This window comes from Streptomyces nogalater (assembly GCF_039532885.1).
GTDB lineage: Bacteria > Actinomycetota > Actinomycetes > Streptomycetales > Streptomycetaceae > Streptomyces > Streptomyces nogalater.
This window is the reverse complement of record NZ_BAAASM010000013.1, coordinates 28,125-51,551: the sequence shown is the minus strand read 5'-3', so window position 1 is coordinate 51,551 and position 23,427 is coordinate 28,125. Positions and strand designations below refer to the sequence as shown.

The 23,427-nt window shown below is 72.7% G+C and carries 19 protein-coding genes and 1 riboswitch; of the genes, 8 read left to right on the top strand and 11 right to left on the bottom strand.

Going from position 1 to position 23,427, the window contains the following annotated elements; translation table 11 throughout:
- The first annotated feature begins 65 nt into the window (after positions 1-65).
- Positions 66-2,057: a DNA helicase RecQ gene (recQ, locus tag ABD350_RS11505; RefSeq protein WP_344347823.1), complete on the top strand. Its 1,992-nt coding sequence runs from the start codon at positions 66-68 to the stop codon at positions 2,055-2,057.
- A gap of 61 nt (positions 2,058-2,118) precedes the next feature.
- On the opposite strand, the gene ABD350_RS11500 is transcribed toward recQ, so the two are convergent.
- Together ABD350_RS11500 and fahA are read right to left on the bottom strand one after the other, a co-directional pair.
- Complete coding sequence (locus tag ABD350_RS11500) at positions 2,119-3,057, bottom strand: M56 family metallopeptidase (RefSeq protein ID WP_344347821.1); 939 nt, start codon at positions 3,055-3,057, stop codon at positions 2,119-2,121.
- A 332-nt stretch (positions 3,058-3,389) separates the two neighbouring features.
- Positions 3,390-4,607 carry a fumarylacetoacetase gene (gene fahA, locus ABD350_RS11495; protein ID WP_344347820.1) on the bottom strand — a complete coding sequence of 406 codons (1,218 nt, stop codon included), beginning with the start codon at positions 4,605-4,607 and terminating at the stop codon, positions 3,390-3,392.
- Between the two features lie 260 nt (positions 4,608-4,867).
- Here fahA and ABD350_RS11490 point away from each other — a divergent pair, with 260 nt between their 5' ends.
- Positions 4,868-5,680, top strand: a complete 813-nt coding sequence (locus ABD350_RS11490; protein WP_344347819.1) for an HAD family hydrolase — start codon at positions 4,868-4,870, stop codon at positions 5,678-5,680.
- A 29-nt stretch (positions 5,681-5,709) separates the two neighbouring features.
- Here ABD350_RS11490 and ABD350_RS11485 read toward each other — a convergent pair whose 3' ends face one another.
- Positions 5,710-6,198, bottom strand: a complete 489-nt coding sequence (locus ABD350_RS11485) for a transglycosylase SLT domain-containing protein (protein ID WP_344347818.1) — start codon at positions 6,196-6,198, stop codon at positions 5,710-5,712.
- 2 nt (positions 6,199-6,200) lie between these two features.
- A riboswitch (cyclic di-AMP (ydaO/yuaA leader) is annotated at positions 6,201-6,381 on the bottom strand.
- A gap of 589 nt (positions 6,382-6,970) precedes the next feature.
- Between ABD350_RS11485 and ABD350_RS11480 the strand changes: the two genes are divergently transcribed.
- From ABD350_RS11480 to ABD350_RS11465, 4 genes are all read left to right on the top strand, one after another.
- A complete protein-coding gene (locus tag ABD350_RS11480) occupies positions 6,971-7,981 on the top strand; it encodes a polyprenyl synthetase family protein (protein ID WP_344347816.1) in 1,011 nt (336 codons plus the stop codon).
- Positions 7,982-8,295: 314 nt separating this feature from the next.
- Positions 8,296-9,510 carry a LolA family protein gene (locus ABD350_RS11475; RefSeq protein WP_344347815.1) on the top strand — a complete coding sequence of 405 codons (1,215 nt, stop codon included), beginning with the start codon at positions 8,296-8,298 and terminating at the stop codon, positions 9,508-9,510.
- A gap of 34 nt (positions 9,511-9,544) precedes the next feature.
- Complete coding sequence (locus ABD350_RS11470; protein WP_344347814.1) at positions 9,545-10,516, top strand: ABC transporter ATP-binding protein; 972 nt, start codon at positions 9,545-9,547, stop codon at positions 10,514-10,516.
- Positions 10,503-11,390: an ABC transporter permease gene (locus ABD350_RS11465; RefSeq protein ID WP_344347812.1), complete on the top strand. Its 888-nt coding sequence runs from the start codon at positions 10,503-10,505 to the stop codon at positions 11,388-11,390. Before ABD350_RS11470 ends, ABD350_RS11465 begins: the two co-directional genes overlap by 14 nt.
- A gap of 25 nt (positions 11,391-11,415) precedes the next feature.
- Here the strand turns inward: ABD350_RS11465 and ABD350_RS11460 are convergent, their stop codons facing one another.
- Positions 11,416-12,012, bottom strand: a complete 597-nt coding sequence (locus ABD350_RS11460) for a flavodoxin family protein (protein ID WP_344347811.1) — start codon at positions 12,010-12,012, stop codon at positions 11,416-11,418.
- Between the two features lie 211 nt (positions 12,013-12,223).
- Between ABD350_RS11460 and ABD350_RS11455 the strand changes: the two genes are divergently transcribed.
- Positions 12,224-13,303, top strand: a complete 1,080-nt coding sequence (locus ABD350_RS11455; RefSeq protein WP_344347810.1) for a hypothetical protein — start codon at positions 12,224-12,226, stop codon at positions 13,301-13,303.
- A gap of 98 nt (positions 13,304-13,401) precedes the next feature.
- Here ABD350_RS11455 and rarD read toward each other — a convergent pair whose 3' ends face one another.
- Both rarD and ABD350_RS11445 read right to left on the bottom strand, forming a co-directional pair.
- Positions 13,402-14,358 carry an EamA family transporter RarD gene (rarD, locus tag ABD350_RS11450; protein ID WP_344347809.1) on the bottom strand — a complete coding sequence of 319 codons (957 nt, stop codon included), beginning with the start codon at positions 14,356-14,358 and terminating at the stop codon, positions 13,402-13,404.
- Between the two features lie 140 nt (positions 14,359-14,498).
- Positions 14,499-15,353, bottom strand: a complete 855-nt coding sequence (locus ABD350_RS11445; RefSeq protein ID WP_344347808.1) for an SDR family oxidoreductase — start codon at positions 15,351-15,353, stop codon at positions 14,499-14,501.
- Positions 15,354-15,448: 95 nt separating this feature from the next.
- Between ABD350_RS11445 and ABD350_RS11440 the strand changes: the two genes are divergently transcribed.
- Positions 15,449-15,853 (top strand): winged helix-turn-helix transcriptional regulator, encoded by a 405-nt coding sequence (locus ABD350_RS11440; protein WP_344347807.1) that lies wholly within the window; start codon positions 15,449-15,451, stop codon positions 15,851-15,853.
- A 13-nt stretch (positions 15,854-15,866) separates the two neighbouring features.
- Here ABD350_RS11440 and ABD350_RS11435 read toward each other — a convergent pair whose 3' ends face one another.
- The 5 genes from ABD350_RS11435 to ABD350_RS11415 form a co-directional block, all read right to left on the bottom strand.
- Complete coding sequence (locus ABD350_RS11435) at positions 15,867-16,928, bottom strand: 2-oxoacid:ferredoxin oxidoreductase subunit beta (protein ID WP_344347806.1); 1,062 nt, start codon at positions 16,926-16,928, stop codon at positions 15,867-15,869.
- Positions 16,921-18,849: a 2-oxoacid:acceptor oxidoreductase subunit alpha gene (locus ABD350_RS11430; protein ID WP_344347805.1), complete on the bottom strand. Its 1,929-nt coding sequence runs from the start codon at positions 18,847-18,849 to the stop codon at positions 16,921-16,923. Before ABD350_RS11430 ends, ABD350_RS11435 begins: the two co-directional genes overlap by 8 nt.
- A gap of 305 nt (positions 18,850-19,154) precedes the next feature.
- A complete protein-coding gene (locus tag ABD350_RS11425; RefSeq protein ID WP_280842467.1) occupies positions 19,155-19,814 on the bottom strand; it encodes a response regulator transcription factor in 660 nt (219 codons plus the stop codon).
- A gap of 648 nt (positions 19,815-20,462) precedes the next feature.
- A complete protein-coding gene (locus tag ABD350_RS11420) occupies positions 20,463-21,788 on the bottom strand; it encodes a sensor histidine kinase (protein ID WP_344347804.1) in 1,326 nt (441 codons plus the stop codon).
- A 287-nt stretch (positions 21,789-22,075) separates the two neighbouring features.
- On the bottom strand, positions 22,076-23,284 hold the full coding sequence (locus ABD350_RS11415; RefSeq protein WP_344347803.1) for a sensor histidine kinase: 1,209 nt from the start codon (positions 23,282-23,284) through the stop codon (positions 22,076-22,078).
- Positions 23,285-23,427: the final 143 nt, after the last annotated feature.

Genomic DNA, 23,427 nt, shown 5'->3' with positions numbered 1-23,427 from the left:
CGGGCCCCTATCGTTGAGGGAACGGTCGTAAGACGACACACGGGGGACCGACGGGGGACAAGGCGATGGGCGTGATGGGCGGGATCAGCGAGATGACACAGGTGACCGAAGGGCCGGGCGCGGCCGACAGCGAGGCGTTGGCCACGCTGCACCGGGTCTTCGGATTCGACGCCTTCCGGGGCGAGCAGCAGGCGATCATCGAGCATGTGGTGGCGGGCGGCGACGCCGTCGTGCTCATGCCCACCGGCGGCGGAAAGTCGCTGTGCTACCAGATCCCCGCCCTGGTCAGACCGGGTACGGGCGTGGTGGTCTCCCCGCTGATCGCGCTGATGCAGGACCAGGTGGACGCCCTGCGCGCCCTCGGTGTCCGGGCCGGCTTCATGAACTCCACGCAGGACTTCGACGAGCGGCGCGTGGTCGAGGCCGAGTTCCTGGCGGGCGAACTGGACCTGCTCTATCTGGCACCGGAGCGACTGCGCCTGGACGCCACGCTGGACCTGCTCTCCCGCGGCAAGATCTCCGTCTTCGCGATCGACGAGGCGCACTGCGTCTCCCAGTGGGGCCACGACTTCCGCCCCGACTATCTCGCCCTGTCCCTGCTCGGCGAGCGCTGGCCGGACGTCCCGCGGATCGCCCTCACCGCCACGGCGACCCGCGCCACGCACGAGGAGATCACCCAGCGGCTGAACCTGCCGACGGCCCGGCACTTCGTCGCCAGCTTCGACCGGCCCAACATCCAGTACCGGATCGTGCCCAAGGCCGACCCCAAGAAGCAGCTCCTCGCCTTCCTGCGGGAGGAGCACCCGGGTGACGCCGGCATCGTCTACTGCCTGTCGCGGAACTCGGTCGAGCGCACGGCGGAGTTCCTGACCGCGAACGGCATCCAGGCGGTGCCGTACCACGCGGGCCTGGACGCGGCCACCCGCGCCGCGCACCAGTCCCGGTTCCTGCGGGAGGACGGCCTGGTCGTGGTCGCGACCATCGCCTTCGGCATGGGCATCGACAAGCCGGACGTGCGCTTCGTCGCCCATCTGGACCTGCCCAAGTCGATCGAGGGCTACTACCAGGAGACCGGCCGGGCGGGCCGCGACGGACTGCCGTCCACGGCGTGGATGGCGTACGGCCTGAACGACGTCATACAGCAGCGCAAGCTGATCCAGTCCGGCGAGGGCGACGAGGCGTTCCGCCGCCGCGCGGCCGCCCACCTCGACGCCATGCTCGCGCTGTGCGAGACCGCCCGGTGCCGCCGCGGCCAGTTGCTCGCCTACTTCGGGCAGGACGCCGACGCGGAGGCCTGCGGCAACTGCGACACCTGCCTCACCCCGCCGGAGACCTGGGACGGCACGGTCGCCGCGCAGAAGGTGCTGTCCACGGTGGTGCGGTTGCAGCGGGAGCGCGGGCAGAAGTTCGGCGCGGTGCAGATCGTGGACATCCTGCTCGGCAAGCGCACCGGCAAGGTGATCCAGTTCGACCACGACCAGCTGTCCGTCTTCGGTATCGGCCAGGACCTCACCGAGGGCGAGTGGCGGGGCGTCATCCGGCAGTTGCTGGCCCAGGGGCTGCTCGCGGTCGAGGGGGAGTACGGCACGCTGGTGCTCACCGAGGCGAGCGGCGCGGTGCTGCGCAGGGAGCGGGAGGTGCCGCTGCGCAAGGAGCCGAAGAAGCCGGCCGCCTCCCGGTCCCGGTCCGCCGGCGGCTCCGGCGGTGCCGGCAAGGCCAAGGCCGCCGCGGCCGAGCTGCCCGAGGCGCTGCTTCCCGCCTTCGAGGCCCTGCGGGCCTGGCGCGCCGAGGAGGCCCGGGAACAGGGTGTCCCGGCGTATGTCATCTTCCACGACGCGACCCTCCGGGAGATCGTGACCCGGTGGCCCGGCTCGGTGCGGGAGCTGGGCACGGTGAACGGCGTCGGCGAGAAGAAGCTGGCGACGTACGGCGAGGGCGTGCTCCGGGTGCTGGCCTCCCTGGACGGCGCCGCGCCGCCCGCCCCCGCCGGCGCACCGGAGGACGCCCACTGGCCCGAGCCGGCCGACGAGCCGGAGCCGGAGCCGGACTGGGTATAGCCCGCCCCGGCCGCCAGGACGCTCGGGACGAGCGCCGTCGGGACAGTGCCGTCAGGTGCCGTCAGGACAGTGCCGTCAGCCCGGGAGCGAAGGTGATCAGCAGCGGCAGCAGCGGCACCAGCGCGGCCACCGTCGTGGTCAGCGCCCGGTGCCGGCGCAGCAGCCGGGGCGGCGGTTCCAGCAGCCGGTCCACGCGCTCGCCCAGCAGCCGGCGGCTGGAGGCGCAGGAGAGCACGCCCCGGTGCTGGTTCAGCTCGATCAGGGCGAGCGCGGTGGTGAGGTGCCCGCAGCGCCGGGAGGCCGCGTCGTCGGCGGCCAGCTCGACCAGGCGGTGCGTCTGGTCGCAGAAGTGGGCGAAGAGCGGCACGCGCGGGAAGCCCGTGGCGAGCGCGGCGGACAGGTGCAGCAGCCAGTCGTGGTGGGCGCGGGCGTGTCCGCGTTCGTGGGTGAGGACGGCGTCGAGCTGGAGGTCGGTGAGGCGGTGCAGCGCCCCGGTGGTGACGACGAGCTGCGGCGGGTGCCCCGGCATCCACCAGGCGTCCGGGTACTCGTCCTCCAGCACCAGCATCGGTCCGCGCGGCGCCCGCAGACCCGGCGGCAGTTCGGGGGCGCGTTCGCGCAGCTGCGCCCGGGCCTGGCCCCGGCTGCGGCGGGCCTCGAACAGCTCGCGGGCCAGCATCGCCGTCGTCCAGGCGGCTCCGCAGGCCAGCAGCAGGGTGAGGGCGGTGGCCCACACGGGGGTGGTGGACAGGTCGTAGGCGGCGGTGACGGCGGGCGGCGCGGGGGCGAACACGCGGTCGCGGACGGTGTGGAAGACGGCCGCCGCGCCCAGGACCAGCGCGGTCAGACAGCACAGCAGGACGGTGGCGACCAGACACTGCCATACCCACAGCGCGACCACGGGTTCCCGTTCGGGCCAGGCCGCCCGGGTCAGCGCGCGGGGCGCCGGTACGGCGGCCGTCAGGCCGACGACGCTCAGCAGGAGCAGGCAGACGGTCATGCCGGGGCTCCGGTTCCTGGTCGGAAAGGTGTGCGGGTACGGGGTGGTGCGGGGGCACGCGTCGCACGGCCGCGCGGGGTGCGGACGCGTGTCCCTGTCAGTATGGCGAAGAAGGGCGGTGCGAGTCAGGTGCCGGTGGCGAACCGACCGGGTGTGACGGCGAAAGTCCAGGTGGGAGAGGGGAGTTCGGCGGGGCCGGAACAGGGTCCCGGCCCGGCGGCGTGCCGGACGCCGCCAGGGACGGCGCCCGGCAGACAGACAGGCCAACAGACAGGCGGGCGCGGACGGGCACGGTCACGGGCCGTCCGCGAGCCGCCCGTCGTACCAGTGCCTCAGTCCGCCACGACGCGGCCCGTGACCTCGCCCAGTCCGATCCGGTGGCCGTCCGGTCCGGGGGCCCAGGCCGACAGGGTCACCACGTCCCCGTCCTCCAGGAACGTCCGCTTGCCGTCCGGGAGTTCGAGGGGGTCACGACCGTTCCAGGTCAGCTCCAGCAGCGAGCCCCGCTGGTCCTCGGCCGGGCCGCTCACCGTGCCCGAGCCGTACAGGTCGCCGGTGCGCAGCGAGGCGCCGTTGACCGTCATATGGGCGAGCTGCTGGGCGGCGGTCCAGTACATGGTGGAGAACGGCGGTTCGGAGACCACCTGGCCGTTGACCGCGACGGAGATACGGAGGTCGTAGCCGCCGGGTTCGACGCCGGGGGCCGTGTCGTCCAGGTAGGGCAGCAGCGGGTGGGTGCGCTCCGGAGGGGCCAGGCGCGCGTGCTTCAGCGCCTCCAGCGGGGTGATCCACGCCGAGACCGAGGTGGCGAAGGACTTGCCGAGGAACGGGCCGAGCGGGACGTACTCCCAGGCCTGGATGTCCCGCGCGGACCAGTCGTTGAGCAGGCAGAGCCCGAAGACGTGCTCGCGGAAGTCGCCGAGCGCCACCGGGCGGCCCTGCCGGGACGGCACGCCCACGACGAAGCCGACCTCGGCCTCGATGTCCAGCCGGACCGACGGGCCGAAGACGGGCGCGGGGTCGGCGGGGCCCTTGCGCTGCCCGGCCGGCCGTACGACGTCCGTGCCGGAGACGACGACCGTGCCGGCGCGGCCGTGGTAACCGATCGGCAGGTGCTTCCAGTTGGGGGTGAGGCTGTCCTCGGCGTCCGGGCGGAAGATCCGGCCGACGTTGCGGGCGTGGTGTTCCGAGGCGTAGAAGTCGACGTAGTCCGCCACCTCGAAGGGCAGGTGCAGCGTCACCTCGGACAGGGGGTGGAACAGCGGCTCGACCGTCGGGCGGTGCGCCGGGTCGGTGACCCAGGAGGTGACGGCCCGCCGTATCTCCGACCAGGTGGCGCGGCCGGCGGCCAGCAGCGGGTTGAGGGTGGGGGCGGCGAGCAGCGCCTGGTGGGGCGAGCCGACCGCCGCCGCCGTGGCGCCCGCGTCGAGGACGTGGTTCCCGAGCCGGACGCCGATCCTCCGCTCCGTGCTGCCGGTGGGCGAGAACACGCCGTAGGGGAGGTTGTGCGGGCCGAAGGGGTCGCCCTCGGGGACGTCGAAGGGGGGCATGGGTGCTGCCTCACTCTCATCCGTGCCATGCATGGCGAAGCGTTCCATGGGGTCGGGCACACGTTACGGCCGACACGCCTGTCATGGGCAGTGGTCCCCGCGCCCGGGGGTTTGCTCGAAAGGGTGCTCGCCCGGGCCGTGACAGTCCGGTGGGTTTTCGCCACCGAGCCCTGCGCGGGCGGCACTTGGGGGCGGGCGGTACGGCGGGAGAGGGGAGCGAGGGATGAGTCGGCGGGGCCCGGGGTCCGTATTCTCTGGGCATGGCATCCACCCCGGCATATGCCCTCATCGCCACTGACCTGGACGGAACGCTGCTGCGCGGCGACGACACCGTCTCCGACCGGTCGCTCGCCGCGCTCGCGCGGGTGGCGCGGGCCGGGGCCCGGCACCTGGTGGTCACCGGCCGCCCTGCGCCACGGGTGCGGCCCCTGCTCACGCGCCTCGGCTGCACCTCACTGGCGGTGTGCGGGCAGGGCGCGCAGGTCTACGACGCCCGGGCGGGCCGGCTGCTGTGGTCGGTCCGGCTGGACCGGGAGCTGGCGGAGACCGCGCTCGGCAAGGTCGAGGCGGAGGTGGGGCAGGTGTACGCGGCGGTCGACCAGGACGGCGAGGACGGGCTCACGCTGATCGAGCCCGGCTACCGGATGCCGCATCCGACGCTGCCCGCGGTCCGGGTCGGCCGGCGCGCCGATCTGTGGGCCGAGCCCATCAGCAAGGTGCTGCTGCGTCACGCCGAGCTGTCCGACGACGAGCTGGCGGCCGTGGCGCGCTCGGCGGTGGGCTCGCTGGCGAGCGTCACCATGTCGGGGCCGGGCACCGTGGAGCTCCAGCCGAGCGGGGTGACGAAGGCGACCGGTCTGGCGCTGGCCGCCGAGCGGCTGGGGATCGGTGCCGAACGGGCCCTGGCCTTCGGTGACATGCCCAACGACATCCCGATGTTCCGCTGGGCGGCGCGCGGTGTGGCCATGGCCGGCGCACATCCCGAGCTGAAGGCGGTGGCCGACGAGGTCACGGTGTCGAACGAGGACGACGGGGTCGCCGTCGTCCTCGAAAGACTGTTCCCGGCCGCCTGACCGCGTCAGGGGCCGGGCGGCCGGTCCGGTCAGTAGGCGCCGAAGACGTTGTCGATCGAGCCGTACCGGTCCGCCGCGTAGTTGCAGGCGGCGGTGATGTTCGCGACCGGGTCGTAGATGTCGAAGGACGTTCCGGCGACGTGGTACGCGTTGAAGGTGGGGTCGATGACCTGGAGCAGGCCCTTGGACGGGATGCCCTTGGCCGCGTTGGAGTCCCAGAGGTTGATGGCCGACGGGTTGCCGGAGGACTCGCGGATGATGTTGCGGTGGATGCCGTTGTAGGTGCCCGGGATGTTCTTCTCGGCCATGATCGCGAGCGATTCGCGGATCCAGCCGTCGAGGTTGTCCGGGTATCCGGCGGGGGTGGTGGCCACCGCCGGGGCCGCGGTGGTGGCGGCGGACGCGCCGGTCGCGCCGATGAGCGGCAGGGCGAGGACGGCGGCGCCGGTGCAGGCGGCGGCGAGGGTGCGGACGAGGCGGGTGTTCCGGGTACGGCGGTGCTGAGCGGCAGCAGGCATCGAAAGTTCCTCTCCGGCGCCTGCGAGGTGAGCTGTCGGGTTCGGGCGGGGAGGTGCCCGGCCGTGCCCGGAAGGAGGCACGGCTTCACCCCGAGCCGTTCCGGTGCGGCGTATGCCGTCCGGCGCGGCGACTTACCTGGGTCCCCCGCTCCTGCCGTACGAATGAGTTCGTGAATGGGTTACGCGGGCGGCGGCAGGATTAGGCGTCCACCCGACGGCCCGGAACGTATGCGAGAGCACATGTCGGGAACAAGTACCGGATTCATACAAGGCGCCATTTGGTCTTGATCGATGTCGTTTGAGGGGCTTGATCCTTTGCGAATGCCAATCCTCAACTCGCCGACGGGGCAAGGCGTGGCGGGGGCGTGGCGGGCGGCGCGGGCGAGCTGGGGCGAGTGACCCAATTCACGAAATGGCAAAAGACTTCAAATCGGACATGGGGGATTAGGGCTATTCAGGCCTGAAGTCCGAGTAGTGGTGGAACCCGGAGTGGGGCGCGCGTCGTTGCCCTGGAGGCCGACGGGGGAGGGGTGAGGGTGAGGAAGGTGTGGAGAGGTCGCGACACGGCATCCGGATTACCGTTAAGTCGATATATGTCCCTTATTACCGTGTGATCAAAACCATGCCGGTCATGGTCCGATACCACCCGGGCTGGACCGGTGGGCGCTATCGGTGATCGAAACAGGACCGGATACGCTGACTTGAGTGATGGCAGCGACCTATCGACAAACCGTGTAATCGCCAGCAGACACCAGCAGACAGGAGACCCCTCGTGACCGTCGTCGGGCCGTTCGGGCTGAGCGTGCGGGACCAGGCTCTCGAAGCCGATGTCCAGGCCGGATTGGCGGCTGTCGAGGAAGGCTTGCTCGATGCCACCAAGAGCGAGGTCCCGTTCATCACCGAGGCCGCGCAGCACCTCGTGCGGGCCGGCGGGAAACGATTCCGGCCACTGCTCGTGATGCTCGCCGCCCAGTTCGGCGACCCGTACGCGCCGGGCGTCGTGCCGTCGGCCGTGGTCGTGGAGCTGACCCACCTGGCCACGCTCTACCACGACGACGTCATGGACGAGGCGGCCGTACGGCGCGGAGTGGACAGCGCCAACACCCGCTGGGGCAACTCCGTCGCGGTCCTCACCGGCGACTTCCTCTTCGCCCGCGCCTCCCAGATCCTCGCCGACCTCGGCCCGGAGGCGGTCCGGGTGCAGGCCCTGGCGTTCGAACGGCTGGTCACCGGGCAGATCCTGGAGACCGCGGGCCCCTCGGACGGCCGCGACCCGGTCGAGCACTACCTGGACGTGCTGGCCGGCAAGACCGGCTCCCTGGTGGCGGTGTCCTGCCGGTTCGGCGCGATGATGTCCGGCGCCGGCGAGCGGGTCGTGGACGTGCTCACCCAGTACGGCGAACGGCTCGGCGTCGCCTTCCAGCTGGCGGACGACGTCCTGGACATCGCCTCCGACTCCCACGAGTCCGGCAAGACCCCGGGCACCGACCTGCGCGAGGGCATCCCGACGCTTCCGGTGCTCCGGCTGCGCGAGCGGGCCGCCCGGCTCGGGCTGGCCGAGGACATCGCGCTGTGCGAACTGCTGGACTCCGACCTCAGCGACGACACCCGGCACGCCCGGGCGCTGGCCGCGCTGCGCGCCCACCCCGCGCTGGAGCAGGCCCGCCGGGACACGGTCCGGTACGCGGAGGAGGCGCGGTCCGCGCTGGCCCCGCTGCCGGAGTGCGGCGCCAAGGCTGCGCTGATGGAGCTGTGCGACGCGGTGGTCCACCGCGCCGGCTGACCCGGCCCGCCCACCCCGTCCGTCCCTCCGGTGGCCCCGCACCCCTCGCATGGCCGGATCCCGGCGTCCCCCGCATGGACGCGGCCTCCCCCCGCGACCCCGGCGACCCCTACGGGTCGTAGGGGGACGCCGCCGTCCGGTGTCATACCGCAGGCGTAGGCGCAGTTGCCTCCGAGGGTTGACGCTTCCGCTCGGCGGATTTGGTCATATGGAAACCGCAGGAATCACCACGACTCATCGATTCGGGTGAGAATGGCGGCTCAGGGTTGACCAGCGTGAGAACAGCCGCCGCCGACGACGGAGGTAAGGCACACATGGCACCGTACGAATCCGACGACGCAGTGGGCGCCGCGCACGAGGACGCCGCGCGGGACGGGGCCCCGCGCTCCGGCCGGCGCAAGGCCGCCCGGTACGGCGTTCCCGTCGCGGTGGTGGGGGTGGCGGCGGCCACGATCGGGCTCGTCCCGGCGCTCGCCGACTCCGGCGACCCCGACCTGCCGAAGATCACCGCACAGCAGCTCATCGAGAAGATGGCCAGGTCGGACGTGCAACAGCTGTCCGGCACCGTGAAGATCACCACCGACCTCGGCCTGCCGGACCTCGGCGGCCTGGAGGACGGCCTGCTCTCCGGCGCGGACCACGGCGGCTCCGGCGACGGCTCCTCCGCCGACCCGCGGTCCAGGCTCACCGAGCTGGCGTCCGGCATGCACACCCTGCGGGTCGCCGCCGACGGCCCGGACCGGCAGAAGATGTCGCTGCTGGAGCGCGGCGCCGAGTACAGCCTCATCCACGACGGCAAGGACGTCTGGGGCTACGACAGCAAGAGCAACGAGGTCTACCACTCCACCGCGGCCGGGTCCGGCAAGGAGCGTCGGGCAGAGCCGCCGGCCACCCCGAAGGACTTCGCCGACGAGGCGCTGAAGGCGGTGGACGACACCACGTCCGTCACCGTCGACGGCACCGCGCAGGTGGCCGGCCGCGACGCCTACAAGCTGCTGATCCGGCCCCGGCAGTCCGGCACCACGGTCGGTGCGATCAGCATCGCCGTGGACGCGAAGACCTGGATGCCGCTGAAGTTCACGCTCACCCCGAGGAGCGGCGGGGCCGCCGTGGTCGACGCCGGCTTCACCCAGGTCTCGTTCGGCCGGCCGGCCGCCTCCACCTTCGACTTCACCCCGCCGAAGGGCGCGCGGGTCACCGAGGAGAAGGACGCGGCGGCCAGGACGCCCGGCCCGGAGCACGACGAGGACTTCACCGAGGGCCTCGGCGGGCTGGACGTCCTCGGCGAGGGCTGGACGTCCGTTGCCACCGTCGACACCGGCGCCAAGGGCGGCCTGCCCACCGGTTCCCAGGGCGGTGACGCCGGCGGCTTCCTCGGCTCGCTCGGCGACCCGGTCTCCGGGAAGTTCGGCAAGGGCACGGTCTTCTCCACCCGCCTGGTCAACGCCCTGATCACCGACGACGGCAAGGTGTACGCCGGCCTGGTGACGAAGGAGACCCTGGTGAAGGCGGCCGACGCGGGGAAGTGACCCCCACCGGGACCGACGAGACGAGGGGAAGCCGATGGACGAACGCGAGCGCGGCGGCCCGCCGGAGGGCGACCCGGCGAGTGTGATCGACACGCGCGGGCTCACCAAGCGCTACCGCGGCGGACAGCTCGCCGTGGACGGTCTCGACCTGACCGTCCCGGCGGGCAGCGTCTTCGGCTTCCTCGGCCCCAACGGTTCCGGCAAGACCACCACCATCCGGATGCTGATGGGCCTGATCGAACCGACCGCGGGCACGGTCAGGCTGCTCGGCCGCCCCATGCCCCGGGCGGCCCGTACGGTCCTCCCGCAGGTCGGGGCCCTCATCGAGGGCCCCGCTCTGTACGGCTTCCTCTCCGGCCGGGACAACCTGGTGCGCTACGACTCCGCCGACCCCACCGCCGACCCGCGCACCCGGCACGCGCGCGTGGCCGCCGCGCTGGACCGGGTCGGCCTGACGGCGGCCGCCGGCAAGAAGGCGAAGGCGTACTCGCTCGGCATGAAGCAGCGCCTGGGCCTGGCCGCCGCGCTGCTCCAGCCGCGCCGGCTGCTCGTGCTGGACGAGCCCACCAACGGTCTCGACCCGCAGGGCATGCGCGAGATCCGCACCCTGATCAGGGAGCTGGCCGCCGACGGGACGACCGTGTTCCTCTCCTCCCATCTGCTGGACGAGATCGAGCAGGTGTGCACCCACGCGGCGGTCATGGCGCAGGGCCGGCTGGTCACCCAGGGCGAGGTGGCCGACCTGGCGGCCGGGGCGCGCGGCCGGCTGGTCGTGACCACCCCGGACCCGGCCGAGGCGGCCCGGGTACTGAAGGAACTGGGCGTCGGGGACGTGACCGCCGACGGCGACCGGGTCACCGGCGAGCCGCCCGGCCGGGACCTCGCCGAGGTGACCGCGGCCCTGGTCACCGCCGGTGTCCGGGTCCGGGGCCTGACCGTGGAACGCGCCTCGCTGGAGGACGCGTTCGTGGCGCTGACCGGGGAGGGATTCGATGTCGCGGGCTGACTGCCCGGCCGGGACCGCCGCCGTGCGCCGGCCGAACCCGCTGTGGGCCCTCGGGCTGCTGCGCAGCGAGCTGGTCACCACCGTGCGGCGGTGGCGCACGCTCGCCCTGCTCGGGGTGCTGGCCGCGGTGCCGGTGCTGGTCGGGGTGGCGGTGCGGATCGAGACCGGGGACGGCGGGCAGGCCGGCGGCGGGGGCGGCGAGGGCCCGGCCTTCATCGCGCAGATCACCAACAACGGTCTGTTCCTGGTGTTCACCGCGCTGGCCGCGACCCTGCCGTTCTTCCTGCCGATGGCGGTCGGCGTCGTGGCCGGCGACGCGATCGCCGGGGAGGCGGGCGCGGGCACCCTGCGCTATCTGCTGGTGGCCCCGGCCGGCCGCACCCGGCTGCTGTTCACCAAGTACGCGGCCGTGCTGGCCTTCTGCCTGCTGGCCACCCTGGTGGTCGCGGTCTCGGCGCTGGCCGTGGGAGCGCTGCTGTTCCCGCTCGGCGAGCTGACGACGATCTCCGGCACCCGGATCGGCCTCGGTGAGGGGCTGGCCCGCGCGCTGCTGATCGCCCTGGTCGTGGCGGCCTCGCTGGTGGGGGTGGCGGCCCTCGGCCTGTTCGTGTCGACCCTCACCAACAGCGGCATCGCGGCGATGGCGACCACGGTCGGCCTGCTCATCACCGTGCAGATCGTGGACCAGATACCCCAGCTGCACGCGGTGCAGCCGTACCTCTTCTCGCACTACTGGCTGTCGTTCGCCGACCTGATGCGCGACCCCGTCTACTGGGACGACCTGCTGCGCGACCTCGGCCTCCAGGCCTTGTACGCGGCCGTGTTCGGCTCGGCGGCCTGGGCGCGGTTCACGGCGAAGGACATCACCGCCTAGGGGCCCGGCGGCCGGGCCCCTGGGTTCAGACGACGCCCGCGCTCTCGTGGGGGAAGCGCGCGAGGGGCGCGTCCTGGGCGAAGAAGGTCTTGGCGCGGGTCAGCGCCCCGGTGTCGTTCAGGACGTCGCCGGGCTTGCTGCCGCTGCCCAGCAGTACGCCGCCGAACCGCATCCCCATGTAAGCGGCCGAGTTGCGCAGGGTGCCCACGTACGGGTCGGCCACGGACAGTTCCTCGTCCGCGAGCGCGGCGACGCCCCAGAGGGTGCGGCCGCCCATCGTCGCCTTGAAGTCGAGGCCCGGGATGCGCAGCCAGCCCGACCAGTGGTCCAGGTAGCGCTTGGTCTGGGCGGAGACCGAGTACCAGTACACCGGCGAGGCGATCACGATGTCCGTGGCCGCGAGCGTGGCGTCCAGCAGCAGCCCGGTCGGGGTGCCGGACGGCGGCCGTACGTGGTCGCTGTCGTGCCGCAGGTCCTCGAACTCGGGCAGCGGCTGCTCGGTGAGGTCGATCCAGCGCTGCTCGACATCGTCGGGGAGCTGCTCGGCGGCCCGCCGGGCCAGCAACTGGGTGTTGCCCTCGGCGCGGGCACTGCCGAGGACGAAGAGAAAACGGCGACTCATGAGGTCCCCCAGGTGCGTCAGGTCGTACCAACGAACAAGGTGCGTGTGCATCTTATGCATACGCAATTAATCTGCGCCAGGGTTTCACGGCATCGCGTGTGCTGGTGCGATGCTGTGACGTCGTGGTGACGCGGCAGCCGTGGGTAGCCGACACACTGGTGGACAGATGCGTACGACCGGATCGCGACGCCGGGGGAGTGGAGGGACACCGATGGCTGGACTCAGCTTCGAGAAGAAGCGGGCGCCGCGGACCGTGGGGTATCCGGCGGCGGTACCCGTCCGGGTGTACGGCCCGGGGAGCGCCTCCGTGGACGGGGTGCCGGTCGTCGCTGCGCCCGGCGAGGAGATCCAGCAGGCCGTCCTGAACCGCCTCCAGAGCCTGGCCATCAGCGTCGGGGCACCCATACACGCCACGGTCCACGACGACCTCGCGGGCTGTGTGGTCCCCCTGGAGGTCTCGGGCGACGGCTCCAGCCGGGTGACCGGCGAACCGGTCCGGCTGACCGCGCCCGGCACACCGGGCACGGGCGCCGCGGCGGAGACACCGGTGGGCACCCCGCAGGCGCCGGCCGGCCGATTCGGTCCTCCGCCGGTGATGGACCCACCGCCCGCGGCCGCCGGCACGAAGGACGCGGGAGCGGACACGGGTGCGGATACGGCCTCGGCTGCGGGTACGGCCAAGGGCGTGGGTGGTGCGGCTGCGGGCGCGGCCTTGGGGCTGGGGCTGCCCTTCGACGAGCCCGCCCCCGCGCAGACCCCGGCCCGTGGCTTCGACGCGGTCGCCGAGGAGGTGCTCGGCGACGGGCCGCTGACCGAGACCGCCGAGGGCGCGGAGCTGCTCACCGAGCCGATGAGCCGGATCAACGAGGCCGTGCGGGCGGGCCGTATCGACGCGGCGGCCGAACTTGCCGAACGGACGCTCGCCGAGGCCTCCGCCGTGTTCGGCCCGCGTCACGCCGAGGTGCTGCACGTGCGCGAGCTGTCCGCCTACATCGCCTACCTGGGGGACGACCCCGTGCGCGCTTGCCGGCTGTCGCTGGAAGTGGCCCGGCTGCGGCACCAGACCCGGGACGCGGAGGCCGCCTACGGCAACCTGCAGAGCGCGGCCACCGCCTGGCGTGCGGTGCGCGATCCCGAGGAGGGCCTGCGGCTGGGCCGCGATCTGATCGACCTGTGGACGGACCTCGCCGCCGAGCCGGGCCTCGCCGCGAATGATCCCCGCCCGCTTCAGGCCGCCCGCGCCCGCATGGTCCGGCTCACCGACCGCGCGGCCAGGGCGGCACAGGCGTGACCGGCGCGGTGGAGTAGCAGCACCGGGAGGGGGAGTAGCAGGAGCGGGAGCAGCAGCCGTTCGACGAGGGCGTCCGGCGGAAGGGCCGATCCGTCCGGTCAGACGTCAGCCGGAGCCGATGCGGGGGTCCCGACGCTGCGGGGCGCCGGTTCGGGGAGCCGGCGCGGGCGCCGGGAGTAGCGCAACGCGTCACCCGTGAGCAGCACCAGCGCCAGCCAGACCAGCGCGAACCCGGCCCACCGCTCGGCCGGCATGGCCTCGTGGAAGTAGAGGATGCCGAGCAGGAACTGGAAGACCGGGGCCAGGTACTGCAACAGGCCCAGCGTGGACAGGGGCACCCGGATCGCCGCCGCGCCGAAGCAGACCAGCGGCACCGCGGTGACCAGGCCGGTGGAGGCGAGCAGGGCGGCGTGTCCGGCGCCCTCGGCCGCGAACGTCGAGTCGCCCCGCGCGGCCAGCCAGATCAGGTAGCCCAGCGCCGGCAGGAACTGGATCGCGGTCTCGGCGGCCAGCGACTCCACCCCGCCGAGGGCGACCTTCTTCTTCACCAGCCCGTAGGTGGCGAAGGAGAAGGCGAGGCAGAGCGAGATCCACGGCGGACGGCCGTAGCCGACGGTGAGGACGACGACGGCGGCGAGGCCGACCGCGACCGCCACCCATTGCACGGGCCGCAGCCGCTCCTTGAGGATCAGCACGCCCATCGCGATGGTGACCAGCGGGTTGATGAAGTAGCCGAGCGAGGCCTCCACGACGTGTCCCGCGTTGACCGCCCAGATGTACACGCCCCAGTTGACGGTGATCACGGCGGCCGCCACGGCGACCAGGCCGAGCCGCCGGGGCCGGCGCAGCAGTTCCCCGGCCCAGGCCCAGCGGCGCACGAAGAGCAGCGCGACGGCGACCACCACCAGGGACCACACCATGCGGTGGGCGAGGATCTCCATGGCCCCGGCCGGTTTCAGCAGGGGCCAGAACAGGGGCACCAGGCCCCACATCCCGTAGGCGGCGAAACCGTTCAGCAGGCCTATGCGGTGCTCACCCTCGGACTTCCCGGCCACCGGCCCCTCCCTCTCGCTCGCGCTCCCGGTGCGGACGCGCGAGCACGAAGGTAGCGCCGGACGCCCTCCGATGTCATGTTCGTATCCGCATACGGTCATGACAGAGGAAGGGTGGGGTGGAGGAGCCGGCCCCGGCCGGGTCAGCCCTTCAGTGCGGCCGTGACGGCATCGGCCAGCGGGGTGGTGGGGCGGCCGATCAGCCGGGTCAGGTCGCCGGAGGAGACCACCAGCTCGCCGTCGGCGATCGAGGCGTCCACGGCGGCGAGGATCCCGGCCACCGGCGCGGGCAGCCCGGCACCGGTCAGGATGCCGGTGAGGTCCGCCACCGAGACCGACCGGTAGGCGATCTCCCGGCCGGTCTGCCGGCTCAGCTCGGCCGCGTACTCGGCGAAGCTCCACGCCTCGTCGCCGCCCAGCTCGTACGTGGCGTTCTCGTGGCCCTCGCCGGTCAGCACCGCGACCGCGGCGGCGGCGTAGTCGGCGCGGGCGGCCGAGGAGACCCGGCCGTCGCCGGCCGCCTGCACGACCGCGCCGTGCTCCAGCACCGGCGCCAGGTTCTCGGTGTAGTTCTCGTGGTACCAGCCGTTGCGCAGCAGCGTGTAGGGCAGACCGGAGGCGAGCAGCACCTTCTCGGTCGCCCGGTGGTCGTCCGCCAGCGCGGCCGTCAGGGTGCCCGGGGCGCTGGTGTAGGCGAGCAGCGCCGCGCCCGCCGCCTTCGCCGCGTCGATGACGGCCGTGTGCTGCGCCACCCGGTCCTTGTCGACCTCGCTGCCGGAGATCAGCAGGATCTTGTCGCCGGCCGCGAACAGGCCGTCCAGGGTCTCGGGCACGTTGTAGTCGGCGACGGCCAGCCGCACCCCCCGCGCGGCGAGGTCGGCGCCCTTCGCCGGGTCCCGGACGACGGCGGTGATCCGGTCCGCCGGGACCTTCTCCAGCAACTGCGTGACGACGTGACGGCCGAGGTGCCCGGTGGCTCCGGTGACGACGATGCTCATGGTCTACGACTCCTTGGTGACGATGTCCTGATGACACTCACCGTAAGGGAGGCGCTGTGGATGGGAAAGTACCCACTTTGAAGTAAGGTACTGGCATGACGGTAAGTAAGAGGGGGATGGACGCCGAGGCGCTGTGCCCCCATCGCCTCGTCCTGGAGCACGTCACCAGCCGCTGGGGCGTCCTCGTCCTGATCGAGCTGCTGGAGCGGCCGTACCGGTTCAGCGAGCTGCGCCGGGCGGTCGGCGGCTCGGGCGGCCGGCCCGTCAGCGAGAAGATGCTCACCCAGACCCTGCAGACCCTGGAGCGCGACGGCCTGGTGCACCGGGACGCCAAGCCGGTCATCCCGCCCCGCGTCGACTACTCGCTCACCGGCCTCGGCCGTGAGGCGGCGGAGCAGGTGCGGGCCCTCGCCCGGTGGACACACGACCGCATGGACCGGGTCGAGGCGGCCCGCCGGGCATACGACGAGGCCCGGGACGTCCGGTCCCGGGCCTCGTGAGTCGGCGGGCGGGTCAGCCCACGACCGTCCAGGTGTCCCCGCCCGCCAGCAGCGCGGCCAGGTCGCCCTTGCCGCGCTGTTCCACGGCGGTGTCGAGCTGCTCGGCCATCAGGGCGTCGTAGACCGGCCGTTCGACCGAGCGGAACACCCCGACGGGGGTGTGGTGCAGGGTGTCCGGGTCGGCGAGGCGGGAGAGGGCGAAGGCGGTGGTCGGGGACGCGGCGTGGGCGTCGTGGACCAGGATGTCCGCCTCGTTCTCCGCCGTCACGGTGACCACCTTCAGGTCGCCGGTGGCCCGGTCGCGTACGACGCCGCGCGCTCCGTCGGCACCGAACCGGATCGGCTGTCCGTGCTCCAGCCGGATCAGCGCCTCCTCGGCCCGCTGTTTGTCCTTCAGGGTGTCGAAGGCGCCGTCGTTGAAGATGTTGCAGTTCTGGTAGATCTCGATCAGCGCCGTGCCCGGGTGGGCGGCGGCGGCGCGCAGCACCTCCGTCAGGTGCTTGCGGTCGGAGTCGATCGTGCGCGCGACGAAGGATGCCTCCGCGCCGAGCGCGAGCGACACCGGGTTGAACGGGGCGTCCAGGGAGCCCATCGGCGTCGACTTGGTGATCTTGCCGACCTCGGAGGTGGGGGAGTACTGGCCCTTGGTCAGGCCGTAGATCCGGTTGTTGAACAGCAGGATCTTCAGGTTGACGTTGCGGCGCAGGGCGTGGATGAGGTGGTTGCCGCCGATGGACAGGGCGTCGCCGTCGCCGGTGACGACCCAGACGCTCAGGTCGCGGCGGGAGGCGGCCAGGCCGGTGGCGATGGCGGGGGCGCGGCCGTGGATGGAGTGCATCCCGTAGGTGTTCATGTAGTACGGGAAGCGGGAGGAGCAGCCGATGCCCGAGACGAAGACGATGTTCTCCCGGGCCAGGCCCAGTTCGGGCATGAAGCCCTGTACGGCCGCGAGGATGGCGTAGTCACCGCAGCCGGGGCACCAGCGCACCTCCTGGTCCGACTTGAAGTCCTTCATCGACTGCTTGGCCTCGGCCTTGGGGACCAGCTGGAGCAGCCCGTCGGCGGTGTCAGTCATCGATGGCCTCCTTCAGCGCCGCGGCGAGCTGTTCCGCCTTGAACGGCATGCCGTTGACCTGGTTGTAGGAGTGGGCGTCGACCAGGTACTTCGCCCGGACGAGGGTCGCGAGCTGCCCGAGGTTCATCTCGGGGATCACCACCCTGTCGTAGCCCTTCAGGACCGTGCCGAGGTTGCGCGGGAAGGGGTTGAGGTGGCGCAGATGGGCCTGGGCGATGGACTCGCCGGCCGCCCGCAGCCGCCGTACCGCCGCCGTGATCGGCCCGTAGGTGGAACCCCAGCCCAGGACGAGGGTCCTCGCGCCGTGCGGGTCGTCGACCTCGATGTCCGGGACGTCGATGCCGTCGATCTTGGCCTGCCGGGTGCGGACCATGAAGTCGTGGTTGGCCGGGTCGTAGGAGATGTTGCCCGTGCCGTCCTGCTTCTCGATCCCGCCGATGCGGTGCTCCAGACCCGGGGTGCCGGGGATCGCCCACGGCCGGGCCAGGGTCTGCGGATCCCGCTTGTACGGCCAGTACACCTCGGTGCCGTCGTCCAGCGTGTGGTTCGCGCCCTGTGCGAAGCGGACCTTGAGATCGGGCAGTTCCTCCAGCTCCGGGATGCGCCACGGCTCGGAGCCGTTGGCCAGATAGCCGTCCGACAGCAGCATCACCGGCGTGCGGTACGTCAGCGCGATCCGCGCCGCCTCCAGGGCCGCGTCGAAACAGTCGGCCGGGGTGCGCGGGGCGACCACCGGCACCGGTGCCTCGCCGTTGCGCCCGTACATCGCCTGGAGCAGGTCGGCCTGCTCCGTCTTGGTCGGCAGACCCGTGGAGGGGCCGCCGCGCTGGATGTCCACCACCAGCAGCGGCAGCTCCAGGGAGACCGCCAGACCGATCGTCTCGCTCTTGAGGGCGACACCGGGCCCGGAGGTGGTGGTCACCGCCAGGGAGCCGCCGAAGGCCGCGCCCAGCGCCGCGCCGATGCCCGCGATCTCGTCCTCGGCCTGGAAGGTGCGCACCCCGAAGTTCTTGTGCCGGGACAGTTCGTGCAGGATGTCCGAGGCCGGGGTGATCGGGTACGAGCCCAGGAACAGCGGCAGATCCGCCTGGCGGGAGGCGGCGATCAGGCCGTAGGCCAGGGCGAGGTTGCCGGAGATGTTGCGGTAGGTGCCCACCGGGAAGGCCTTGGCGGCCGGGGCGACCTCGTAGGAGACCGCGAAGTCCTCCGTGGTCTCGCCGAAGTTCCAGCCCGCCCGGAACGCCGCGATGTTCGCCGCCATGATCTCGGGCTTCTTCGCGAACTTCGACCTCAGGAACTTCTCGGTGCCCTCGGTCGGCCGGTGGTACATCCACGACAGCAGGCCCAGCGCGAACATGTTCTTGCTGCGCTCGGCCTCCTTGCGGGAGAGGTCGAACTCCTTCAGCGCCTCCACGGTCAGGGTGGTCAGCGGTACGGGGTGGAGGTGGTAGCCGTCGAGTGAGCCGTCGTGCAGCGGATCGGAGTCGTAACCGACCTTCTGCAGGGCGCGCTTGGTGAACTCGTCGGTGTTGACGATGATCTCGGCGCCGCGCGGCAGATCGCCGACGTTGGCCTTCAGGGCGGCCGGGTTCATCGCCACCAGGACGTTCGGCGCGTCCCCGGGGGTGAGGATGTCGTGGTCGGCGAAGTGGAGCTGGAAGGACGAGACCCCGGGCAGCGTGCCGGCGGGGGCACGGATCTCCGCGGGGAAGTTCGGGAGCGTGGAGAGGTCGTTGCCGAAGGAAGCGGTCTCCGAGGTGAACCGGTCACCGGTGAGCTGCATGCCGTCACCCGAGTCCCCCGCGAACCGGATGATCACCCGGTCCAGGCGCCGTACGTCCTTCGCGTCGCCCGGTTTGCGCTGCTCTCCCACGACGGTTGAGTCGGTCTGCTCCGCTGGGCTGCTGACCTGGCTGGTCACTGAACTGGACCTCCTTCGAGGCGGCTGTCCGGGGCCGGTCGTCCCACGGACCATCCCAGGATCAACCCTACGTCGGTCAGGGTCGCCTTCCCGAGGCCATCCGCGGATTGGATGACATTTCGAGAGGGCCTGTCGCGCTGGCTCCCCATCATGTCCCGCGTCGCTGAACGGACGCTCAAGAGACCCCCGCGCGTCTCAAGGTTCTCTCCCGCGGCCGCTCCTTACGGGGCCCCTGACCCGGCACCCGCCCGGGGGCCGCCCGGGTTTCTGCCGGGGGCCGTCCGGACGTCCATTAGGGCGTCGGCTCAGGAGTTCAGGTAGGTGAGCACGGCCAGCACGCGGCGGTGGTCGCCGTCGCTCGGGGCCAGGCCGAGCTTCAGGAAGATGTTGCTGACGTGCTTCTCCACGGCGCCGTCGCTGACCACCAGCTGCCGGGCGATCGCCGAGTTCGTCCGTCCCTCCGCCATCAGCCCCAGCACCTCGCGCTCCCGGGGGGTCAGCCCGGCCAGCACATCCTGCTTGCGGCTGCGGCCGAGCAACTGCGCGACCACCTCCGGGTCCAGCGCCGTACCGCCCTCGGCCACCCGCACCACCGCGTCGACGAACTCCCGCACGTCCGCCACCCGGTCCTTGAGCAGATAGCCCACGCCCCGGCTGGAACCTGCCAGCAGCTCGGTGGCGTAACGCTCCTCCACGTACTGCGACAGCACCAGCACCCCGAGCCCGGGGTGGACCCGGCGCAGCGTCACGGCCGCCCGGACACCCTCGTCGGTGTGCGTCGGCGGCATCCGTACGTCCGCCACGACCACGTCGGGCAGCTCGCCCCGGCCGTCCAGGTCGGCGATGGTCTTCACCAGTGCGTCCGCGTCGCCGACGCCGGCCACGACGTCGTGCCCGCGGTCGGTCAGCAGCCGGGTCAGGCCCTCTCTGAGCAGCACCGAATCCTCGGCGATGACCACCCGCACCCTGTCCTCCACGATCTTCCGGTCCCCCCAGCACGATCCGTTACGACGCCGCCCGCCCCGGCCGTCCGCCGTCCTACGGAAGACCAGCATTCCAGGCTTCGGGCCGGAGCGCCGCCGTACCAGGGGAAAGATCAGGGATCGGGGCGCTGCTCGCCGGCATCGTCAGGGGAAAGATCCGGGGCCGGGCGCGTTGCGCCCCACCGCGCCGGGGGAAGACGCGGCGCGGGGCGGGCGGCGGCCGCGGGGTCGGCCCACGTCGGGTGCCGGCTGGGCCGCTTGGGTGCCAGTCGGGTTGGTCGGGTGTCAGCTGGGCCGCTTGGGCGCCAGCCAGGTCGCTTGGGTGCCGGCCAGGTCGTTCGGGTTCCGGTCAAGCCCGACCCGGCCAGGCCCGACCATGCCTCGGCCGAGCCAGGCCGGGGCCCGGCCGAGCCGGGTTGGGCCTCCGCCAAGCCGGGTCGGGCCTGGGCCAAGTCGGGTCGGATCTCGGCCAAGCCGGGCCGGATCCCGGTCGGGTCGGGTGTCAGTCGTGGCAGGTCGGGTTCGGTCAAGCCAGGTTGCCGGGTCGGGCCTCGGCCGGGCGGGTGTCGGCCGGGGGGCAGCGGCGCCGGGGGGCGGCCGTGTGAAGGCGGTTCCCGGCGGCGCCGGGGGTCAGCCGCGCCAAGGCAGTTCCGCTGTCACCCGGGTGGGGCCGCCGGACGGGGAGTCCACCACGAGGACGCCGTCCACCGCGTCCAGCCGGGCCGCGAGACCGGCCAGCCCGGAGCCCCGGGCGAGGTCGGCGCCGCCCACCCCGTCGTCGCTCACCTGGAGCATCAGCCGGTCGTCCGACCGCCACACGTCGACCGAGGCGGTCCGGGCCCCGCTGTGCTCGCTGACGTTGCGCAGCAGCTCGGAGACGGTGAAATAGGCGATGCCCTCGATGGCCGGGGCCGGCCGGGCCGGCAGATCGACCTCCACCCGTACCGGCACCGCGCAGCGGGAGGCGACCGCCGACAGCGCCGCGTCCAGGCCGCGGTCGGTGAGGACCGCCGGGTGGATGCCCCGGGCCAGGTCGCGCAGCTCCTGGAGGGCCAGCTTCACCTCGCCGTGCGCCTCCTCCACCATCCGCGCGGCCGTCTCCGGGTCGTCCCGGAGCTTCTCCTTCGCCAGCCCCAGGTCCATGGCCAGACCGGCCAGCCGGGCCTGGGCGCCGTCGTGCAGGGCCCGCTCGATCCGGCGCAGATCGGCGGCGGCCGTGTCGACCACGACCCCCCGGTCCGACTCCAGTTCCACCACCCGCGCCGACAGCGGCGACGGCCCGAGCAGCCCGCGCACCAACAGCCCGTCCACGGTCGTCAGGGCCCGCACCAGCCAGGGGCTGACCAGCGTGAACGCCAGCCCGACCAGCGCGGTCAGCCCGACCTCGAACGGGTTGTCCAGGTACACGCTGTGGTGGCTGTCGCCGTACAGCTGCATACCGCCCTGGCCGGCGTACACCGGGAACACCCAGAACCACAGCGGGTACGTCAGCAGCGACCAGCCCAGGCTCCAGAAGGTCACCACCACCGAGAACGAGAACACCGCCCACGGGAACTGCACCAGCGTGTACAGCGCCTGCCGCCAGGACGAGCCGCTCTTCAGCACCGCCCCCGTCCACGCCACCAGGCCCGGCTTGGGCGGGCGCAGCGGCTCCGGATCGGCCACCCGCAGGCCCAGCAGCGCGCGTGCCCGCGCCCGCTCCAGCACCCCGAAGCCCCGGCAGCCGGCCAGCGCCGCGGCCAGCACCGGGATGCCGAGGAAGGTCACCAGCAGGCCGGCGCCGAGGGAGACCATGGTCACCGTCCAGCAGAACAGCACGATCGCGACCGGCAGGCTCAGCAGCACATACCCGAACTCCCGCCAGCTGCGCGCCTCGAACGGCGCCCGCAGTCCGGCCGGCAACCGGTGCGGCCGCTCGTTCCGGTAGGCGTACCCGTTTCCGTACTCCGTCGCCATCGGTGCCGTCCTGTTCTCCTCGTCCACACGGCGGTTCAGCCGTACGTCCAGGGTGGTCCGCCGAGCCGTTCCGGGACATGGAGGCCGTCGGCGTCTTGAGCGGGGGGTTTTCCCCACCCCCTGCGCCTGCGGCCGGCCTTACGGCACGTTCTCCGGCGCCAGCCCCTGCCCCTGCCCCTGCCCTTGCCCCTCGCGCTTGCCCTCGCGCTTGCCTTGCTCTCTTCGCCCGGGCTCGCGGCCGGCCCGGCGCGGTCACTCCCGTCGATCCGGCGCGTGGTTGCGCCCCGCTACTCCTGCCGGTCCCGCCAGGGCAGTTCCGCCGTGATCACCGTGGGCCCGCCGGCCGGGGAGTCGACCACGAACAGGCCGTCCACCGCGCCCAGCCGCTCCGCGAGCCCCCGCATGCCGCTGCCCCCGTCGAGCCGGGCGCCGCCCCGGCCGTCGTCCCGGACCTGGAGGAGCAGCCGGTCGTCCGCCCGCCAGGCGTCGACCGAGGCGGTCCGGGCCCCGCTGTGCTTGCTGACGTTCTGGAGCAGCTCGGAGACGGTGAAGTAGGCGATGCCCTCGATGGCCGCCGCCGGCCGGGCCGGCAGGTCCACGTTCACCTTGACCGGCACCGTGCAGCGGGAGGCGACCGCCGACAGCGCCGCGTCCAGGCCGCGGTCGGTGAGGACCGCCGGGTGGATGCCCCGGGCCAGGTCGCGCAGCTCCTGGAGGGCCAGCTTCACCTCGCCGTGCGCTTCGTCCACCATCGCCGCCGCCGCGTCCGGGTCCTCCAGCAGCTTCTCCTTGGCCAGGCCCAGCCCCATGGCCAGGTTGACCAGCCGCGCCTGGGCGCCGTCGTGCAGATCCCGCTCGATCCGGCGCAGATCCGCCGCCGCCGTGTCCACCACGATCCCGCGGTCGGACTCCAGCTCGGCGATCCGGCGCTCCAGCTCGTCCGAGGGCGACAGCAGCCCGCGCACCATCGCCCGGTCCAGGTTCGCCATCAGCCGCGCCAGGTACGGCAGCACCGGCCACAGCACGAACAGCGAGGTCAGCGTGGTGGCGAAGGTGAGGATGCCCCACGGCAGCCGGATGACGTCGTACAGCAGGGTGCGCCAGCCCACCGGGTCCTTCAGCGCCATCCACACCCGCTGCACCGGCCCGCCGCTCCTGGCGAGCGGCAGCGGCGACGGCTCCTCCACCCGCACCCCGAGCAGCTTGCGGGCCCGGGCCCGCTCCACCTTGCCCAGCTGCCGGGAGACGAGCAGGCACAGCGCGAGCAGCGGAAACCCGATCACGGTGAGGGTGAGGGCGCCGCCGGCCACCAGCACGGTGAACGCGTACGTGAAGCCGATCACCGCCGCCGGCAGGTTCAGCAGCAGGTGCGCGATCTCCTTCCAGGTATGCGTGTCGTAGGCCGGCCGGGGCGGAGGCAGCCGATGGGAGCCGTCGCGTCCGTCGTCTGCGTCGGTGCCGCCGGTCGGGGCGGCGGCGGGGCGGGGAGCGGTCATGCTGGTCAGCCTGCCGTGCCCGGCACCGTTCCCGCCATGCGGTATGCCGCCCTGCGCCGCCGGGGGAAAACCCCACCCCGGCCCGCCGGGCCGTCCCACGGCGTGACGGGCCGCTTACCCGCTCTTTATCAGGGCCTAGACTC

Coding starts and splice junctions, on each gene's coding strand:
- fahA (WP_344347820.1), bottom strand. CDS start 4,607: ATGCCCCCCTTCGACGTCCCCGAGGGCGACCCCTTCGGCCCGCACAAC.
- ABD350_RS11435 (WP_344347806.1), bottom strand. CDS start 16,928: ATGACTGACACCGCCGACGGGCTGCTCCAGCTGGTCCCCAAGGCCGAG.
- ABD350_RS11470 (WP_344347814.1), top strand. CDS start 9,545: ATGGACGAACGCGAGCGCGGCGGCCCGCCGGAGGGCGACCCGGCGAGT.
- ABD350_RS11460 (WP_344347811.1), bottom strand. CDS start 12,012: ATGAGTCGCCGTTTTCTCTTCGTCCTCGGCAGTGCCCGCGCCGAGGGC.
- ABD350_RS11440 (WP_344347807.1), top strand. CDS start 15,449: ATGACGGTAAGTAAGAGGGGGATGGACGCCGAGGCGCTGTGCCCCCAT.
- ABD350_RS11465 (WP_344347812.1), top strand. CDS start 10,503: ATGTCGCGGGCTGACTGCCCGGCCGGGACCGCCGCCGTGCGCCGGCCG.
- ABD350_RS11445 (WP_344347808.1), bottom strand. CDS start 15,353: ATGAGCATCGTCGTCACCGGAGCCACCGGGCACCTCGGCCGTCACGTC.
- ABD350_RS11420 (WP_344347804.1), bottom strand. CDS start 21,788: ATGGCGACGGAGTACGGAAACGGGTACGCCTACCGGAACGAGCGGCCG.
- ABD350_RS11475 (WP_344347815.1), top strand. CDS start 8,296: ATGGCACCGTACGAATCCGACGACGCAGTGGGCGCCGCGCACGAGGAC.
- ABD350_RS11415 (WP_344347803.1), bottom strand. CDS start 23,284: ATGACCGCTCCCCGCCCCGCCGCCGCCCCGACCGGCGGCACCGACGCA.
- ABD350_RS11500 (WP_344347821.1), bottom strand. CDS start 3,057: ATGACCGTCTGCCTGCTCCTGCTGAGCGTCGTCGGCCTGACGGCCGCC.
- ABD350_RS11455 (WP_344347810.1), top strand. CDS start 12,224: ATGGCTGGACTCAGCTTCGAGAAGAAGCGGGCGCCGCGGACCGTGGGG.
- recQ (WP_344347823.1), top strand. CDS start 66: ATGGGCGTGATGGGCGGGATCAGCGAGATGACACAGGTGACCGAAGGG.
- ABD350_RS11485 (WP_344347818.1), bottom strand. CDS start 6,198: ATGCCTGCTGCCGCTCAGCACCGCCGTACCCGGAACACCCGCCTCGTC.
- ABD350_RS11490 (WP_344347819.1), top strand. CDS start 4,868: ATGGCATCCACCCCGGCATATGCCCTCATCGCCACTGACCTGGACGGA.